15 protein-coding genes are annotated in these 16,575 nt (G+C 64.9%); 13 read left to right on the forward strand and 2 right to left on the reverse strand.

The window, feature by feature from the left end:
• Positions 1–25: 25 nt before the first annotated feature.
• From V5734_RS03570 to V5734_RS03590, 5 genes are all read left to right on the forward strand, one after another.
• Positions 26–691: a GntR family transcriptional regulator gene (locus V5734_RS03570; protein WP_347312141.1), complete on the forward strand. Its 666-nt coding sequence runs from the start codon at positions 26–28 to the stop codon at positions 689–691.
• A gap of 184 nt (positions 692–875) precedes the next feature.
• On the forward strand, positions 876–1,883 hold the full coding sequence (gene dctP / locus V5734_RS03575; RefSeq protein ID WP_347312142.1) for a TRAP transporter substrate-binding protein DctP: 1,008 nt from the start codon (positions 876–878) through the stop codon (positions 1,881–1,883).
• A 23-nt stretch (positions 1,884–1,906) separates the two neighbouring features.
• A complete protein-coding gene (locus V5734_RS03580) occupies positions 1,907–2,455 on the forward strand; it encodes a TRAP transporter small permease (RefSeq protein ID WP_347312143.1) in 549 nt (182 codons plus the stop codon).
• Positions 2,452–3,747: a TRAP transporter large permease gene (locus V5734_RS03585; RefSeq protein ID WP_347312144.1), complete on the forward strand. Its 1,296-nt coding sequence runs from the start codon at positions 2,452–2,454 to the stop codon at positions 3,745–3,747. The genes V5734_RS03580 and V5734_RS03585 overlap by 4 nt, the downstream gene beginning before the upstream one ends.
• Before the next feature lie 642 nt (positions 3,748–4,389).
• Positions 4,390–4,551, forward strand: coding sequence for a hypothetical protein (locus tag V5734_RS03590; protein ID WP_347312145.1), 162 nt, complete (start codon positions 4,390–4,392; stop codon positions 4,549–4,551).
• Here V5734_RS03590 and V5734_RS03595 read toward each other — a convergent pair.
• On the reverse strand, positions 4,539–5,309 hold the full coding sequence (locus tag V5734_RS03595; RefSeq protein ID WP_347312146.1) for a DeoR/GlpR family DNA-binding transcription regulator: 771 nt from the start codon (positions 5,307–5,309) through the stop codon (positions 4,539–4,541). The two genes, V5734_RS03590 and V5734_RS03595, sit on opposite strands and share 13 nt — an antisense overlap.
• A 44-nt stretch (positions 5,310–5,353) precedes the next feature.
• On the opposite strand from V5734_RS03595, the gene glpD reads away from it, so the two are divergent.
• Genes glpD through V5734_RS03610 form a run of 3 tightly spaced genes read left to right on the forward strand, consistent with a single transcriptional unit; the run spans position 5,354 to position 9,617 of the window.
• Positions 5,354–7,021 (forward strand): glycerol-3-phosphate dehydrogenase, encoded by a 1,668-nt coding sequence (glpD, locus tag V5734_RS03600; protein WP_432759658.1) that lies wholly within the window; start codon positions 5,354–5,356, stop codon positions 7,019–7,021.
• Complete coding sequence (gene glpK / locus V5734_RS03605; protein WP_347312148.1) at positions 7,018–8,502, forward strand: glycerol kinase GlpK; 1,485 nt, start codon at positions 7,018–7,020, stop codon at positions 8,500–8,502. The genes glpD and glpK overlap by 4 nt, the downstream gene beginning before the upstream one ends.
• Positions 8,499–9,617, forward strand: coding sequence for an iron-containing alcohol dehydrogenase (locus tag V5734_RS03610; protein WP_347312149.1), 1,119 nt, complete (start codon positions 8,499–8,501; stop codon positions 9,615–9,617). The genes glpK and V5734_RS03610 overlap by 4 nt, the downstream gene beginning before the upstream one ends.
• A gap of 42 nt (positions 9,618–9,659) precedes the next feature.
• On the opposite strand, the gene V5734_RS03615 is transcribed toward V5734_RS03610, so the two are convergent.
• Positions 9,660–10,544, reverse strand: a complete 885-nt coding sequence (locus tag V5734_RS03615; protein ID WP_347312150.1) for a LysR family transcriptional regulator — start codon at positions 10,542–10,544, stop codon at positions 9,660–9,662.
• A 79-nt stretch (positions 10,545–10,623) separates the two neighbouring features.
• On the opposite strand from V5734_RS03615, the gene V5734_RS03620 reads away from it, so the two are divergent.
• From V5734_RS03620 to V5734_RS03640, 5 genes are all read left to right on the forward strand, one after another.
• Entirely contained in the window at positions 10,624–11,424 is an 801-nt protein-coding gene (locus tag V5734_RS03620; protein ID WP_347312151.1) for a S49 family peptidase, read from the forward strand.
• A gap of 165 nt (positions 11,425–11,589) precedes the next feature.
• On the forward strand, positions 11,590–12,378 hold the full coding sequence (locus V5734_RS03625) for an SDR family oxidoreductase (RefSeq protein WP_347312152.1): 789 nt from the start codon (positions 11,590–11,592) through the stop codon (positions 12,376–12,378).
• Positions 12,379–12,692: 314 nt separating this feature from the next.
• Positions 12,693–14,558 (forward strand): excinuclease ABC subunit UvrC, encoded by a 1,866-nt coding sequence (gene uvrC / locus V5734_RS03630; RefSeq protein WP_347312153.1) that lies wholly within the window; start codon positions 12,693–12,695, stop codon positions 14,556–14,558.
• A 97-nt stretch (positions 14,559–14,655) separates the two neighbouring features.
• Positions 14,656–15,024, forward strand: coding sequence for a hypothetical protein (locus V5734_RS03635; RefSeq protein WP_347312154.1), 369 nt, complete (start codon positions 14,656–14,658; stop codon positions 15,022–15,024).
• Positions 14,978–16,510, forward strand: coding sequence for a winged helix-turn-helix domain-containing tetratricopeptide repeat protein (locus V5734_RS03640; RefSeq protein ID WP_347312155.1), 1,533 nt, complete (start codon positions 14,978–14,980; stop codon positions 16,508–16,510). The genes V5734_RS03635 and V5734_RS03640 overlap by 47 nt, the downstream gene beginning before the upstream one ends.
• Positions 16,511–16,575 lie beyond the last annotated feature (65 nt).

Consider the following 16,575-nt stretch of genomic DNA (forward strand, 5'->3'; position numbering starts at 1 on the left):
TATCGGGACCACAACGGAGAGGGCAATGCATCCGCAGACCGATACCGGGCTCGTCGGCCACGAGGTTTACGCAGCCATCCGCCGTCACATCATCTTCGGCCGCCTGGATGCGGGGACGCGCCTTCGCCTGGAGCGCATGAAGGCGGAGTATGGCGCCAGCGTCTCGACCATCCGCGAGGCACTGAACCGCCTGACCAGCGAAGGATTGGTCGAGGCGGAGGGGCAGCGCGGATTCTCGGTGGCGCCGATGTCGGACGCGAACCTGCGCGAGATCGCGGATCTGCGGATCCTGTTGGAATGCCACGCGCTCGCCCTATCGATCGGGGCCGGCGACACCGAGTGGGAGGGCGCGATCGTGTCGGCCCACCACAAGCTGCATCGCATGGAAGAGCGGATGGCGGCCGGCGACGTTTCAGTGCGCGAGACCTGGAAGCAATACGACTGGGAGTTCCATCAGGCGTTGATCCTTGCCTGCGGCTCAACGGCGCTGCTTGAGGCGCATGGAACGGTCTTCGACAAGTACCTGCGCTATCAGATGCGGCGCTTGACCTACCGCGGTGCGACCGCGGCGAGGGAACACCGCGCGCTGCTTGACGCCGCTCTGGACCGTGACACCGGGCGCGCGCAGACGATCCTGCGCGCCCATATCGAAGGCGGTGTCGCCGACAGTCTGCGAAGCGCGGCGGAATGAAGTTCATGCGCAGGATCCATATCCTACCGACAAGCAAAAAATAATCGATTTATCTGCGAATATTGGATGAAACCGATAATCAACAACAAAACTAGATTCATTGGTTGAGAAGAGTCCAAATCCACGTATTCTGGGAAACGGTTAACCGCGCGCGGAGGTCGGGCGGGACTCATGGGAGGAAAGAATGTTCGAATCTCTTACGCGCCGCTCGGTGCTGGCGATGACGGCTGCTTCAGCCTTGGTGGCCGGTGTCGGGCCGGTGGCCGCTCAGGACAAGATCAAGCTTAGGCTCTCGGCCGTGCAGTCCGAGACGGATCAGCGTTCCGTCGCGATGCTCGAGAAATTCGGGCCGATGGTCGCCGACTTCGCCGATTTCGAACCGCACTGGAATGGCACACTCTTCCAGCAGGGGACGGAGCTTGAGGCCATCGCCTCGGGCGATCTGGAAATGTCGATCACGTCGGCGCAGGAACTTGCGACCTTCTTCCCCGAATTCTCCATCTTCACGGCCGGCTACGTCCACCAGAGCGCCGAGCACCAGGTCAAGGTCTTCAACGATCCGCTGATGGATCCGTTCAAGCAGAAGGTCGAGGATGAGCTTGGCGTCAAGCTGCTTTCGGTCATGTATCTCGGCCGTCGGCAGGTGAACCTGCGCATGCCGAAATCGGAACGCACGGTCATGACGCCGGCCGATCTGGCCGGGGTGAACCTGCGCATGCCGGGCACCGACGCCTGGCAGTTCCTCGGCAAGGCGCTTGGCGCCAACCCGACGCCGATGGCGTTCACCGAGGTCTATACCGCGCTTCAGACCGGCGCGGTGGACGGTCAGGACAACCCGCTTCCGACCGTGGTGGATGCGAAATTCTATGAGGTGACGAAACAGATCGTCCTGACCTCGCACCTCGTGGACCTGAACTACATCGCGCTGTCGAAAGCGGCTTGGGACGCGATGACGCCCGAGCAACAGGCCACGGTTCAGGCCGCGGCCGACGCCGCGTCCGAGTTCGGCCGCCAGAACCAGCTTCAGAAGGAGGCCGACCTCGTCTCCTTCCTCGAAGAAAAGGGCTTGGAGATCTACGAGCCCGATGTCGCGGCATTCCGTTCGGCGGTGCAGTCGGCCTATCTCAGCTCGGACTTCGCCAAGGACTGGCCGGAAGGCGTGCTCGAGAAGATCAACGCGCTCGGCAACTGAGCCGACGGCGAGAGAGCGCGGCGATGGAGCGTATCCTGAAACCTCTCTCCCGCCTGACCGAAGGCGTGGCGGCCATGATGATGGCCGCCATGTTCGCCACCTTCATCCTCCAGATCGCGGTCCGCTACATCGTCGGGTCCGAATGGTTTGCAGCGCGACTCGGGCATGTCGTCGATGCATCGCGCTTCGGCTGGACACTGGAATTCTGTCTGGTCATGTGGCTCTGGATCGTGTTCTGGGGCAACGCCTTCATCGTCCGTGACCGCGATCACGTGACTTTCGACATCGTCTATTTCTGGGTCCGTCCCGGCCTGAGGAAATGGTTCGCGATCCTCGGGGCCCTGGCGATCGCCGCTGGCCTCTTGCTGTCCATCGGCCCGAGTTACGAGAAGATGCGCATCCTGCGGCTGAAGTCCTCGGCGACGCTGCCGGTGAAGATGCTGCCGATCTACTCCGTCTATTTCCTTTTCCTCGCCATCGTCGGTCTCCGGTACCTCTGGCGCGCCGTCGATGTCTGGCGGAACGGTCTGCCGAACGAGTCCCACCACCATCTTGAAGTGACGGACGAATGAGCGTCGAGCTTCTTCTTTGCGTGGGGTCCCTCTTCCTTCTGGCGGGGATCGGCGTGCCGGTGGCCTATGCGATCCTGATCGCCTCGATGGTCTATGTCGGCGCTGCGGGGCAAGGCATCGGGATCGTCGGCAAGAACCTTCTCGACGGCATCTACCAAAGCTTCCTTCTGCTCGCGGTGCCGCTCTTCATCGTCGCCGCGAACATCATGAACGCGGGCACGATCACCGACCGGCTCCTGAGCTTCTGCGTCGCGACTGTGGGCCGGTTCAAGGGCGGCATGGGGCATGTCAACGTCATGGCGTCGCTGATCTTTTCCGGCATGTCGGGCTCGGCGGTCGCCGACGCCGCGGGGATCGGCAAGATCATCATCGACATGATGCGCAAGGACGGGCGCTACCCGGCAGGCTATGCCGCCGCGATCACCGCCGCGTCGGCGACGATCGGGCCGATCATCCCGCCGTCCATACCGATGGTGCTCTATGCGCTCGTGTCCAACGCCTCCATCGGATACCTCTTCCTTGGCGGCATCATCCCAGGTCTCTTCATGGGGGGTGTTCTGATGGGCATGAACACCTGGATGTCGCACCGGCGCGGCTTCGCGGTGGAAGAGCCGGTGCCGCTCCGCGATCTTCCGCGCAAGACCGCCAATGCGTTCCCGGCGCTTCTCATGCCGGCAATCCTGCTCTACGGCATCTATGGCGGTGTCACCACGCCGACCGAAGCCGCCGCCGTCGCCGCCTTCTACGCGCTGATCCTCGCCGGCCTCTTCTACCGCGCGCTGAGCGTCCGGGCCCTCTACACGATCTTCGTGGAAAGCGCCCGGTCCTCCGCGGCCGTCGGGCTTGTGATCGGCGGGGCGCTGATCCTGAACTACATCGTCGCGTCCGAGAATATCCCCTCGATCCTCGCGGGCAGTCTCGTCGCGATCGACATATCGCCGCTCGTCTTCCTTCTGGCGGTGAACCTCCTCCTCCTCGTCCTCGGTTGCTTTCTCGACGCCACGACGATCATCCTCGTCATCATCCCGCTCTTCCTGCCAACGTGTCGGGAACTTGGTATCGACCTCGTGCATTTCGGCGTCGTCGCGGTCGTCAATTGCATGATCGGGCTGATCACGCCGCCCTACGGCATCCTCCTTTTCGTGATCAACGCGGTGACCGGCATTTCGCTGCGCGAGATCATCGCCGAAGTCTGGCCGTTCCTCGCCGTTCTCGTCGTGGCGCTTCTTGCGATGATCCTGTTTCCGGGGATTGTTCTCTTTCTTCCGCGTCTCTTGGGATACGAAGGATGATCCGTCTCGCGCGCATCGGCGACAACCTCCGTACCCCCCGCGCGCACCCGCCCGGCATCGCTTCCTTGCCGAGATCGCGGGGATCGACGGGCCCGTGACATTCTGCGTCCGCCCGTGCAAACTGAACTTTTGAAACCGTTACGGTCTTTTGGGGACGCCAGCAGCAAAGACAGCGAGTTCATGGTTTCCAGCGGCTTTGCTGTGGCCGGGACGCGTATAGCGGACATGTCGGGGCAAATTTCAAGACTTCGGAACGATCCTGGCATTCAACCAGAGTTTCATGAACACCTCATCACGATGCCAGAAAACCGGCAGCAGGCCGGTTTTCCCCTCAATTCCTCCAGGAAAGGACAGTATGGCTGGATCGAGATGCGGCGGCCTCGGCTTGAACGCGGTTGAAAGTCAACGGCAGCATCCCAAGGGCCACCCGAAAGCCGTACCGCGCCGAATGCCAGAACGAGACCCTACCAAAATCTGGAGGAGGTTCAGGGGCAGACGCCTGTGGCCAGAAGCGGAAATTCGGGAACCTGCGGCGGTGAATTTGAACCCGAAGTTCATGGTCCTGGGTTCCCGATGAGCAGAAAAGAGACGCCATATCAGCTTCTTAGCGGATCCGGCGTTCCGACAGGTCATGTGAGGCCCATGAGGTGGGCAAGCTCGCTAGAACGGATGCGCCATTCCCGGCCGATCTTGAACGCCGGCATCCGAAGCCGCGCCGCTCTTGACGATCTGCTTCTCCACGAGCTGTCGGACATCCTCGTCGTCCGGGCTTGCTTCGTGGTCCTTGCCGACTACACGGGCTGATCGGGCAGAACGACCGTGGTTCCCCAATCCCGGCATTGCCGGGCGAGGGGGGCGGGGAGCGGCCGGTCGGTGAAGATCCGGCCGAGTTCCGAGAGCGAGGCGATGCGGACCGGCGCTTTGCGGTCGAGCTTCGAGGCATCGGCGACAAGGCAGCTTTCGCGCGCCTGCTTCAGGATCGCCCGGCTTACCCGGACTTCCTGAGGGTCGAAGTCCAGAAGATCGCCGTCGGCGTCCAGCGCCGAGGTGCCGATGATCGCGAAATCCACCTTGAAATGCCCGATCGCCTCGGTTGTCAGGTCGCCAACAAGGCCGCCGTCGGAGCGGCGCAGGACGCCGCCCGCGACGATGACATCGCAGCTTTCGTTGGCGACAAGGATATTCGCGACGTTCATGTTGTTCGTGACCACCGTCAGGTTGCGGTGTCTGAGCAAGGCGCGCGCCACCGCCTCTGTCGTCGTGCCGATGTTGAGAAATAGCGAGGAATTGTCCGGGATCGCCGCCGCGCAGCGCCGTGCGATGGCGGCCTTCGCCTCGGCATTCATCAATCGGCGTTCCTCGTAGCCGATATTCACGACCCCGGCCCTGAGCACGGCGCCGCCATGCACGCGGTCGAGCTTGCCGGCATCGGCCAGGTCGCCAAGATCGCGGCGGATGGTCTGGAGCGTGACCCCGAAACGCTCGGCGAGGTCGTCGACCGCGACGCGCCCCTCGGTCCGCGCGATCTCGAGAATCTCGCTTTGCCGGAAACTCAGCGCCATGCGGTCCTCCTGTCCCTCGGTGGGGAGTGCTACCGCAATCGCGCATGGATGTCACCAGAAACGAACAATTACGAACAACAAAGTTGACAAAGCGCGCATGGCGACGTGATAACGGTCTGGCATTCCCGGAGGGTGAAGTGGTTTCCGAAGACATCCCCGAACCGGCCTACGACCTGTTCGTCATCGGCGGCGGAATCAACGGCGTCGGCATCGCCCGCGATGCGGCGGGGCGGGGGATGTCAGTCGCCCTCGCCGAAATGGGGGATCTCGCGCAGGCCACCTCCTCGGCCTCGACCAAGCTGTTCCACGGCGGGCTGCGCTATCTCGAATATTTCGAGGTCGGGCTCGTCCGGAAGGCGCTGATCGAGCGCGAGGTTCTCTTGCGCGCGATGCCGCATATCAGCTGGCCGATGCGCTTCGTCCTGCCCTATCACCGCGACATGCGCTTCGAAAGCGCGACGCCCACCTCGCGGCTGCTCGCGATCTTCATGCCGTGGATGAAGGGCCGCCGCCCGGCCTGGCTGATCCGCTTCGGGCTGTTCCTTTACGATCATCTCGGCGGGCGAAAGATCCTGCCCGGCACCGCGACGCTCGACCTGCGGAACGACCCGGCGGGGGCGGTCCTCGACCCGAAGTTCGAACGAGCCTACGAGTATTCCGATTGCTGGGTGCAGGATGCCCGGCTTGTCGTTCTGAACGCCCGCGACGCCGAGGCGCGCGGGGCGAAGATCATGACCGGCGCCAAAGTGACCGACGCCCACCGGACCGGCGACGCGTGGGAGGTTACGGTCGCGCTCAGGGGCCGTGAAAAGCGCTTCCGCGCCCGGATGCTCGTCAATGCCGGCGGGCCGTGGGTGGAGCATGTCATCCGCGATACCGCCCATCTTGTTCCGAAGGCCGGCATCCGTCTTGTCCGTGGATCGCACATCGTCACCAGGCGGCTCTTCGACCATGACCGCGCCTATTTTTTCCAGGGCACCGACGGCCGGATCATATTCGCGATCCCGTATGAGGAGGATTTCACCCTCATCGGCACTACCGATCAGGACCACCAGGGCGACCCGTCCGAGGCACGCTGCACCGAGGAGGAACAGGAATACCTCTGCGGCTTCGCCTCGCAGTATTTCCTGCGCCCGGTGACGCGCGATGATGTCGTCTGGACCTATTCCGGGGTGCGTCCGCTCTACGATGACGGTGCAAGCTCGGCGAGCGCCGCGACCCGCGACTACGTCCTGACCGTCAATGCCGACGGCGCGCCCGTCCTCAATGTGTTCGGCGGCAAGATCACCACCTATCGCAAGCTGGCCGAAGCGGCGATGGCCAGGATCGCGCCGCTTCTCGGCGTGACGAGGGGCGACTGGACCGCCGGCGTGCCGCTGCCGGGCGGCGACTTCCCGGTGGAGGGCGTGTCGACGCTGATCGCGGATCTTGCTGCGCGCTACCCGTTTCTGGACCCCTTCACCGCCCGCCGCCTGATCCGCACCTACGGCACCGAGGCGACGGCGGTCCTGGGCGCCGCGCGTTCGGCCGCCGATCTCGGCCGCGCTTTCGGCGCGGGCTTGACGGAGGCCGAGGTCCGCTGGCTCATGGAGAAGGAATACGCGAAGACCGCCGAGGACATGGTCTGGCGCCGCACCAAACTCGGTCTCAGGATGACCGGCGACGAGATCGCGGCGCTTGACGCATGGATGGCCGAAAGGGGGACGGCATGACCTATATTCTCGCCATCGACCAGGGCACGACGTCGAGCCGGGCGATCCTTTTCGATGCGGGCCTGAAGGTGAAGGCCATCGCGCAGGAAGAATTCCCCCAGCATTTCCCCGCCTCGGGCTGGGTGGAGCATGACCCGGGCGACATCTGGTCCTCCGTCGCCGGGACCACGCGGTCGGTGATCGAAAAGGCGAAGGTCGGCGCGAAGGACATCGCGGCCATCGGCATCACCAACCAGCGCGAGACGACGCTGGTCTGGGACCGCAAGACCGGAGAGCCCATTCACCGCGCCATCGTCTGGCAGGACCGACGGACCTCCGACATGTGCCAACGACTGAAGGCCGAGGGGCACGAGCCGATGATCTCGGAGCGGACGGGGCTGCTGCTCGACCCCTACTTCTCGGGAACCAAACTCGCCTGGCTTCTCGACAATGTCGAGGGGGCAAGGGCGCGGGCCGTGGCGGGGGAGCTGCTGTTCGGAACCGTCGATTGCTTCCTGATCTGGAAGCTGACCGGCGGGAAAGTGCATGCGACGGACGCCACGAATGCGGCGCGGACCTTGATCTATAACATCCATAAGGGTGCATGGGACAAGGATATTCTTAAAATCCTGAATATACCGGAAGAGATGCTTCCAGAGGTCAGGGACTGCGCATCGGATTTCGGCACGACCCGCGCCGACCTTTTCGGGCGCGAGATTCCGATCTACGGCGTCGCCGGCGACCAGCAGGCGGCGACCATCGGCCAGGCCTGTTTCGCGCCCGGCATGATGAAATCGACCTACGGTACCGGCTGCTTCGCGCTTCTGAACACCGGGGCCAAGCCGGTGGCGTCGAAGAACCGGCTTCTGACCACGATCGCGTATCAGTTCGATGGCAAGCCCACCTACGCACTCGAAGGCTCCATCTTCATCGCCGGAGCCGTGGTGCAGTGGCTGCGCGACGGGCTGAAGATCATCCGCGACGCGGCCGAGACGAAGGCCCTCGCGGAAGCGGCCGATCCCGCGCAGGATGTCGTGCTGGTTCCCGCCTTTGTCGGCCTTGGCGCGCCCTACTGGAACGCGAATTGCCGCGGTGCGATCTACGGCCTCACCCGCAATTCCGGCCCTGCGGAGTTCGCGAAGGCGGCGCTCGAAAGCGTCGGTTACCAGACCCGCGACCTTCTGGAGGCCATGCGGGCAGATTGGGACGGCGCCGCCGAGGGTGTGCTGCGCGTCGACGGCGGAATGACCGCCTCGGACTGGGCGATGCAGTTCCTTTCGGACATCATCGGCGCCCCGGTGGACCGGCCGGACGTGCTGGAGACGACGGCGCTCGGCGCGGCCTGGCTCGCCGGATCGCGCGCCGGGGTCTATCCGGACGCAGAAGGCTTCGCAAAAGCCTGGGCCCTGAACCGGCGGTTCGAGCCGGGGATGGCCGAGACTTTGCGCGACGAAAAATACGCCCGCTGGAAACGCGCCGTAGCGGCAACGATGACCGTATGACAAGGCCATTCTCGATCGCCCAGCCGCGCCGCATCCAGTTCGGCCGGGGAGAGGCGTTGGCGGCGGTTCCCGAGATTGCCGCGCTCGGCCGTCATGCCTTCCTTGTTCATGGCCGGACCGCAGAGCGGGCCCTTCCGTTGGTCGCCGCGCTCGAAGGAGCCAGGCTTGCCGTGACCGCGCATCCCTGTCCCGGCGAACCGACGCTGGCCATGCTTGACGCCGGGGTTGAGGCGGCGCGTGACGCCGATCTGGTGATCGGTTTCGGCGGCGGTTCGGCCCTTGATCTCGCCAAGGCTATAGCGGCGCTGGTTCCGGCGCCGGGCGGGGCGATGGACCACCTCGAAGTCGTTGGCCGGGGGCGGCCGCTGGAGGCCGACCCGTTGTCGTTCGTGGCCATTCCGACTACGGCCGGAACCGGCGCCGAAGTGACCAAGAACGCCGTCATCGACGTGCCCGAGCATCGCCGCAAGGTCTCGCTCCGCGACGACCGGATGATCGCGCGGCTTGCTATCGTTGATCCGTCGCTGACCGACCACTGCCCGAAATTGGTGACGCTGGCCTCGGGTCTAGATGCCGTGGTGCAGGTGATCGAGCCTTACCTTTCGGCTGGGGCAAATCCCTATACCGATGCGCTGAGCCGGGCCGCCATCCCGACAGGGCTGATCGCCCTTCGCCAGTTGATGGCGGCGGAAGACAGCGAGGCCCGCGACGGAATGGCCTGGGTCAGCCTGTCCGGCGGGCTGGCTCTCGCGAATGCCGGGCTTGGCGCGGTGCATGGGTTGGCGGGTCCGATCGGCGGTATGACCGGTGCCGCCCACGGCGCGATCTGCGGCGCGCTTCTGCCGCATGTCCTCAGGCTGATATCGGCCCGCGCCCCCTCGGAGCGGCTGGGCGAGATCATGCGGTGGATCGACGCGGCGTTCGACGGCGGCGGGATCGGCGCTCTCGAGGACTGGGCGCACGGCCAGGGTTTGCCGAGGCTCTCGGCGCTGGGCCTCCAGTCCGGCGACCATGCCGTGGTCGCGGAAGCGGCCCTTGCGTCATCGTCGATGAAGGCCAGTCCGGTTCCGTTCGACATCGCCGATCTTCGGGCAATCCTCGAACGGGCCGGGTGAGAAAACGGCTCGGTCCCAAGAAGAGCGCGCCGTCCTGCCGCCCTAGACCGCGGCCACCTTGCGCGCCTGATCGAGAAGCGCGCTCAGGACCGGCGTGTGCGGTTCGCGATGGGCGGCGATGAGGCCGACGATATGGCTGGCCTCCGGCGCCACCACCGGGATCGCCCTCAGCCCGGATCCCGGACCCTGCATTCCGGCAAGCGTTTCAGGCACGATCGAGGCCCAGCGGCCCGTTGCGACATGGGAAATGAGCGCGATGATGGAATTGGATTCGATCGGCGCCTTGGGCGATGCCCCCGCCTCGGCAAGATGCTGGTTGACGATGCGGCGGTTCTGCATGTCGCCGGTCAGGAGGCAGAGCGGCAACTCCGCCGCCTCGGCCCAGGTGACCGAGGCCCGCCGGGCCATCGGCGAGGCGGCGCCGACGAGAAGCCGGTAGGTTTCGCGCACGAGCGGAACCTGAGTGACCCGGCCCAGCGGTTCGTTGTCGAGATAGGTGATCCCGGCATCGAGCTCCAGCCGTTCGATCCCGTCGAGGATCTCGACCGAGGTTCGCGACAGGATCGTGATGCTGACACTCGGATTCCGTTCGAGAAAGGGCACGGTCAGGCGCGTGATCATCGGCAGGGCCGTCGGGATCACCCCGATCCTCAGCTTGCCCGAGACGCCCTGTTTCAGCGCCCGCATTTCCTCGCGCATGGTCCGCGCGTCGCCGACAATGCGCAGAGCCCAGTCAAGCACCCGCTGCCCCTCGGGCGTCAGCCCCTGAAAGCGGGAGCCGCGAAAGACGAGTTGAACGCCCAGCTGATCTTCGAGCTGGCGAAGGGCCGAGGACAGCGACGGTTGCGTCACCCCCACCGCTTCGGCCGCGCGGCCGAAATGGCGTTCGTTGGCAAGGGCGATGAACATTTCGAGCTTGTCGATCATGGGCCGACAGTAGCGGTCCCGGCGGGGGCGGGGAAGGCGGCTATTGTCGGCAAAGCGCCCCCGGACTACATGGGAAACCATGAGACGCTTTATCCCCTTCCTAAAGTCGCCGCCACGGGTCGCGGTCATTCGCCTTCAGGGCGTCATCTCTTCGGGCGGACGCATGGGATCGGGATTGAACGATGCCAGCCTCGCCCCGGTGATCGAAAAGGCCTTCGCGCGCGGCAAGCCCAAGGCGGTGGCGCTGGTGATCAACTCGCCCGGCGGCGCGCCGGTGCAGTCGGCGTTGATCGCCGCGCGGATCCGCCGGCTGGCGGACGAAAAGAAGATCCCCGTTCATGCCTTCGTGGAGGATGTTGCGGCCTCCGGCGGTTATTGGTTGGCGACTGCGGGCGATGACATCTGGGTCGATCCGAGTTCCGTCGTCGGGTCCATCGGCGTGATCTCATCCGGTTTTGGTTTCCCCGAGTTCCTGTCGCGGTACGGGATCGAGCGGCGGGTGCACACCGCCGGGAAATCCAAGAGCTTCCTTGACCCGTTCCGCCCGGAAAACCCCGATGATGTGGCCCGGCTGCGGGCGATCCTCGACCCGATCCACGACGCATTCAAGGCGCAGGTCAGCGGTCGGCGTGGCGGCAAGCTCGCCGATACGGACCTCTTCACCGGCGATGTCTGGGTTGGCCAGGCCGCAGTGGCCGAAGGGTTGGCCGACGGTGTCGCGCATATGGTTCCGAAACTGAAATCGCTCTACGGCGACAAGGTGAAACTCGTGCCGTTCGGCGTGAAGAAATCCATCTTCCAGCGGTTCGGCGCCCGCGTTCTGGGCGAGGCCCTGGAGCAGATCGAGGACCGCACGCTTTGGGCGCGGTACGGGCTCTGACATGGTCAAGGTCTTCACCTTCTTCCTCATCGGCATGGCGGTCCTCGCGCTGTTCGGGCGGCTCCGGTTTCCGCGCCGCGGACCCAAGCGGCTTTCGGCCAAACGCTGCCCCGATTGCGGGCGGCCCAGGATCGGCCCCGGGCCTTGTGATTGCGGGGGCAAATGATGACCGGACGGGCGCTTGTTACCGGCGCGGCGCACCGGCTTGGCCGGGCGATGGCGCTTTACCTCGCAGCACGAGGCCACGACGTGGCGATCCACTATTTGGCGTCGCGCGAGGCGGCGGAAAGTGTGGCGGAGAAGGCGCGGGCGCTGGGCGTCCGGGCCGCGACCTTGCGCGCCGATCTTCTGGTCGAGGCGGAAACCCGCACCCTCGTCGGACATGCCGCCGACGCGCTGGGTGGGCCCTTGACGGTCCTCATCAACAACGCCTCGATCTTCGAATACGACAACGTCCGCACGATGACCCGCGACAGCTGGGATCGTCACATCGAATCCAACCTGCGCGCGCCCATCGTCCTGACCCAGGACTTCGCTGCCCAGGCCCCGAGGGCCGCCGGCGAAGGCGGCGAGATGCGGGCACAGGCGCTTGTCGTCAACATGCTCGACCAGCGGGTGAGGAAGCTGACGCCGGAATTCATGTCCTATACCGTCGCCAAGATGGGGCTTTGGGCCTTCACCCAGACGGCCGCCCGCGCCCTCGGCCCCGATGTCCGTGTCAACGCGATCGGGCCCGGTTCCACCCTGCAGGGCGCAAAGCAGACCGAGGAGCAGTTCCGCGCGCAACGGGCGGGGTCAATTCTGGGCCGTGGCGCCAATCCCGACGATGTCTGCGCGGCGCTTGGATATTTCCTCGATGCTCCCGCCGTCACCGGGCAGCTTCTCTGCGTCGACGGCGGTCAGCATCTCGGCTGGAAGACCCCTGATATTTTGGGTGTGAACGAGCGATTTTAGGCACCCGGGGCTTGACTTGTCCACTTGTCACGCTGCCGTAACAAACCCGTTACGATTCTCTCAATACTTTCAGTGATTTGCGCAGATCACAAAAAAAATTGTTAACTTTCAAATATTTGCGGTAGCGCCTAAAATTTAGGCAATACGATGAAGCCTGCCGAAAACAACGATAATTTCCGGGTGCCCAAATCTTTTCGACAGAGTTATCCACATTTTCCGTGGACAGGTTTTCTCTTGCGCCACGACGCGTAAGAGTGCAGCCGGAGCAGGGAATCGGCCCGATATCGCAGGGCCGGTGCGAAAGACGGGGAAGGATGGCAGAGGTGACGCAGGGGAAGCTTTCGGGCCATGCCCTGATCCAGTCCTACCTGAAGACGCTGACCGCGCAGCCGGGCGTCTACCGCATGCTCGATGCCGAGGCTCGGGTGCTTTATGTCGGCAAGGCGCGGAACCTCAAGGCCAGGGTGTCGAACTACGCCCGTCCCTCGGGCCATTCGGCGCGGATCGCCCGGATGATCCACGCTACCCACTCGATGATGTTCCTGACGACGCGCACGGAGACCGAGGCGCTGCTTCTGGAACAGAACCTCATCAAGCAGCTGAAACCCTATTTCAACGTGCTGCTCAGGGACGATAAATCGTTCCCGAACATTCTTGTCGCCAAGGACCACGTCTTTCCGCAGATCAAGAAGCATCGCGGCGCGAAGAAGGAGAAGGGCAACTATTACGGCCCCTTCGCCAGCGCCGGCGCGGTGAACCGGACGCTGAACCAGCTTCAGAAGGTGTTCCTGCTGCGCAACTGCTCGGACGCGATGTTCGCAAGCCGCACGCGGCCTTGCCTGCTTTACCAGATCAAGCGTTGCAGCGCGCCTTGTGTGGGGTACATCGACGAGGCGGGCTATGGTGCGCTGGTGTCGGATGCGGAGCGGTTCCTTCAGGGCAAGTCCACGCAGGTGCAGGCCAAGCTCGCCGAGGATATGGCCGCCGCCTCCGAGGCGCTGGAATTCGAACGCGCTGCCGCGCTGCGCGACCGCATCAAGGCGCTGACGCAGGTGCAGTCGGCGCAGGGCATCAACCCGCGCGGTGTGGCCGAGGCCGATGTCGTCGCGCTCCACATGGAGGGTGGGCAGGCCTGCGTTCAGGTCTTCTTCATCCGCGCCAACCAGAGCTGGGGCAATCGCGACTTCTACCCTAAGACCGGCTCGGGCGCCGAGGAACCCGAGGTGCTGGAAGCCTTCCTTGGCCAGTTCTACGCCGACAAGGAACCGCCCCGCCTGATCCTGCTGTCGCATCCTATCGAGGATGCAGACCTGATGATCGAGCTTCTCTCCGACCGCGCCGGACGGAAGGTGGACATCGCCGTCCCGCAGCGCGGCGAGAAGGCTGAACTGGTCGAGAACGCCGCCCGCAACGCCCGCGAAAGCCTCGCCCGGCGGATGAGCGAAAGCGCCGCGCAGTCGAAGCTTCTCGAAGGGCTGGCCGAGGCCTTCGACCTCGACGGCCCCCCGCGCCGGATCGAGGTTTACGACAACTCCCACATCATGGGGACAAACGCAGTGGGCGGCATGATCGTCGCAGGCCCGGAGGGCTTTGTGAAAAGCCAATACCGCAAGTTCAACATCAAGGGCACCGACCTGACGCCGGGCGACGACTTCGGCATGATGAAAGAAGTGCTGACCCGGCGCTTCCAGCGGCTCCTCAAGGAAGATCCCGACCGCGAGACGGACGCCTGGCCAGACCTTCTGCTCATCGACGGCGGCGCCGGGCAGGTGTCGGCCGTGGCGTCGATCATGGAGGAGATGGGCGTCGAGGACATCGCGATGATCGGCGTCGCCAAGGGAATAGATCGCGATGCAGGGAAGGAGGAATTTCACCGACCCGGGAAACGCCCCTTCGCCCTGCCGCACAACGCGCCCGTCCTCTACTTCGTCCAGCGCCTCCGGGACGAGGCGCACCGCTGGGCCATCGGCGCCCACAGGGCGAAGCGCGCGAAGGCCGTGGGTGCCTCCCCGCTTGACGAGGTTCCGGGCATTGGCGCCGCGCGGAAACGCGCGCTCCTCCAGCATTTCGGCTCGGCGAAAGCGGTCAGCCGTGCCGGACTCGATGATCTGAAGGCGGTGGAGGGCATCTCGGAAGCGATCGCCCAGACCGTCTATGACTTCTTCCACGCCGGCAACTAGCCCGCGCGATTTCAGGAAAATTTCAGCCGACCGACAGGACGCAAGCCGTCCCGGCGCCTAGCCTTGGAGCATGAACGGACCGCCGAGGAGACCCGACATGCTGCACCCAATTCGCCCCGTCGCCAGCGAAACCGATGCCCGCTGGACAACCGAACCAGACCGGGACGCGCGCCATGAGGCCTCCGACAGACGCGCGGAGCTGGCCTCGTTCGTCTCGGGTGGAATACTGATCGGCGCGCATCCGGACTACCTGTCGATCCTCGATGCCGACGATCCCCGAATTCTGGCCGCGGATTGGCCGCCATTGATGCCCAGTCTCCTTCGGGCGGCGCGCCGGCTGGCCAGGAGGGCATTGACAGCCATGCTGCACTGGCATCCGATGAAGCATCCCAATGTCGGATCGGAGATGGATGCCCAGCATGCAGGAGGCCAGGCAACCGATCCGGCTCGCGGGCTTCACGCTTGATCCCGGTCGGGGCGTTCTGGAACGCGACGGCGCGCCTGTCGAGATCCGGGCCAAGACCTTCGCCCTGCTAACGCATTTGGCCACGCATCGCGGCGCCGTCGTGGCGAAGGAAGACCTGATGGCCGCGGTCTGGCCGGGTCTCTTCGTCAGCGACGATACGCTGACCCAGACGATCAAGGATCTTCGCCGTGTACTTGGGCCGGCTGCGCAGGGCCTCGTCCGCACCTTCCCGCGCCGTGGATACATGCTGGACCTCGGGCCGCCCGCAGCGGCGGAGACGCACGAAGGTCCGGCGATCTACGAACTTCGCCTCGCCGTTCTCCCCTTCGAAGTCGAGGGCGAGGACGGGGATGACCGGCTGTTCCGCGACCTCGCCGAGGAGGTGACCTACGGCCTCGCCCGATATCGGACGCTCGCCGTGATCTCGCCTTACTCGGCACTCGGCCTGTCGCCGGAGGGACGGAACGACGTTGAGGCCGACTATGTCGTGCGCGGGCGCGTCCGTCGCTTGGGCGGGCGATATCGCATCTCGGTCGACCTCACCGAGACCGCCGGCGCGCGACGGCTCTGGGGCGAGACGTTCACGCTCGACCAGAGCGAGATATTATCACTCGAGGAAACCCTGCCACGTCGGATCATCCAGCGTGTCGCGATCACGGCCGAGGAAGCCGCGACTGATCTGCCGCTTTCCGGACGGCCCGCCGACATTCAGGCCTTCCGCCATTTCGTGACCGCGCGGCGGCTTCTGAGGGAAGTCGGTCCGGGGGTCAACGAGGCTGCGGTCGACCACCTGCGCGAGGCGCTTAGGATCGACCCGGATTGCGCCATTGCGCTGGCCTATCTCGCGCTCGCGGAGGTCATCGTTGCCGGCTACGGCTCCGCCCCGCGGGACGTGCTCGATCGCGCTCTGGCGAATGCGTCCCGCGCGGTGGCGCTCGCGCCGGAGGAGGCGCGCTGTCACCGCATGCTCGGCCTCGTTCACCAGTTCCGCCGCGAGAACGGCGCGGCAGAGTTCCACGCGCGGCGCGCGCTTGAACTCAACCCGTACGATACGGATGCGATGGCGCAGCTGAGCTATGCTCTCTCGAACAAGGGGCTCGGCCAGGAAGCGCTCGCGCTTTCCCACCGGGCAATCGAGCTGAACCCGTTCCACCCGATGTGGTACTTCCTCGACCTCGCGGTCGCGGCCTTCACGGCAGGGGACTACGATCTTTCGGTCGAAAGCCTTCTCAGGCTCGGGCCGCGCGGTCCGATGCGCGAAACCCGCCTCGCGGCCGCGCTCGCGCTTTCGGGCCGGGTGGAGGACGCGGCGCGCCATATCGCCGCCGCCATTGCGTTGGACCCGAACTGGGATCCTGTTGAAGACGCGGTTCAAATTCTGGAATATGTCGATCCGTCCGACACCGAGCGATTTGTCGAAGGCCTTCTTCGCGCCCTCGTGGTCTGGAAGAACGACGCGCGGGAAGGACCGTCTGCAAAGAAGTGATGGGGCGTTCGCCCGCTGTCCCGCCTGCCCTGGCTCCACACGCTGCGCGGTCGCGCCGTTCCCCC

This window comes from Defluviimonas sp. SAOS-178_SWC (genome assembly GCF_039830135.1).
GTDB lineage: Bacteria > Pseudomonadota > Alphaproteobacteria > Rhodobacterales > Rhodobacteraceae > Albidovulum.

Bases quoted from the DNA above. Each gene is read 5' to 3' on its own strand.
- glpD (WP_432759658.1), top strand. From the start codon at position 5,354: ATGGATGTCACCAGAAACGAACAATTACGAACAACAAAGTTGACAAAG.
- V5734_RS03585 (WP_347312144.1), top strand. From the start codon at position 2,452: ATGAGCGTCGAGCTTCTTCTTTGCGTGGGGTCCCTCTTCCTTCTGGCG.
- dctP (WP_347312142.1), top strand. From the start codon at position 876: ATGTTCGAATCTCTTACGCGCCGCTCGGTGCTGGCGATGACGGCTGCT.
- V5734_RS03620 (WP_347312151.1), top strand. From the start codon at position 10,624: ATGAGACGCTTTATCCCCTTCCTAAAGTCGCCGCCACGGGTCGCGGTC.
- V5734_RS03615 (WP_347312150.1), bottom strand. From the start codon at position 10,544: ATGATCGACAAGCTCGAAATGTTCATCGCCCTTGCCAACGAACGCCAT.
- V5734_RS03625 (WP_347312152.1), top strand. From the start codon at position 11,590: ATGACCGGACGGGCGCTTGTTACCGGCGCGGCGCACCGGCTTGGCCGG.
- V5734_RS03640 (WP_347312155.1), top strand. From the start codon at position 14,978: ATGCAGGAGGCCAGGCAACCGATCCGGCTCGCGGGCTTCACGCTTGAT.
- uvrC (WP_347312153.1), top strand. From the start codon at position 12,693: ATGGCAGAGGTGACGCAGGGGAAGCTTTCGGGCCATGCCCTGATCCAG.
- V5734_RS03590 (WP_347312145.1), top strand. From the start codon at position 4,390: ATGAGGTGGGCAAGCTCGCTAGAACGGATGCGCCATTCCCGGCCGATC.
- V5734_RS03570 (WP_347312141.1), top strand. From the start codon at position 26: ATGCATCCGCAGACCGATACCGGGCTCGTCGGCCACGAGGTTTACGCA.
- V5734_RS03610 (WP_347312149.1), top strand. From the start codon at position 8,499: ATGACAAGGCCATTCTCGATCGCCCAGCCGCGCCGCATCCAGTTCGGC.
- V5734_RS03635 (WP_347312154.1), top strand. From the start codon at position 14,656: ATGCTGCACCCAATTCGCCCCGTCGCCAGCGAAACCGATGCCCGCTGG.
- V5734_RS03595 (WP_347312146.1), bottom strand. From the start codon at position 5,309: ATGGCGCTGAGTTTCCGGCAAAGCGAGATTCTCGAGATCGCGCGGACC.
- glpK (WP_347312148.1), top strand. From the start codon at position 7,018: ATGACCTATATTCTCGCCATCGACCAGGGCACGACGTCGAGCCGGGCG.
- V5734_RS03580 (WP_347312143.1), top strand. From the start codon at position 1,907: ATGGAGCGTATCCTGAAACCTCTCTCCCGCCTGACCGAAGGCGTGGCG.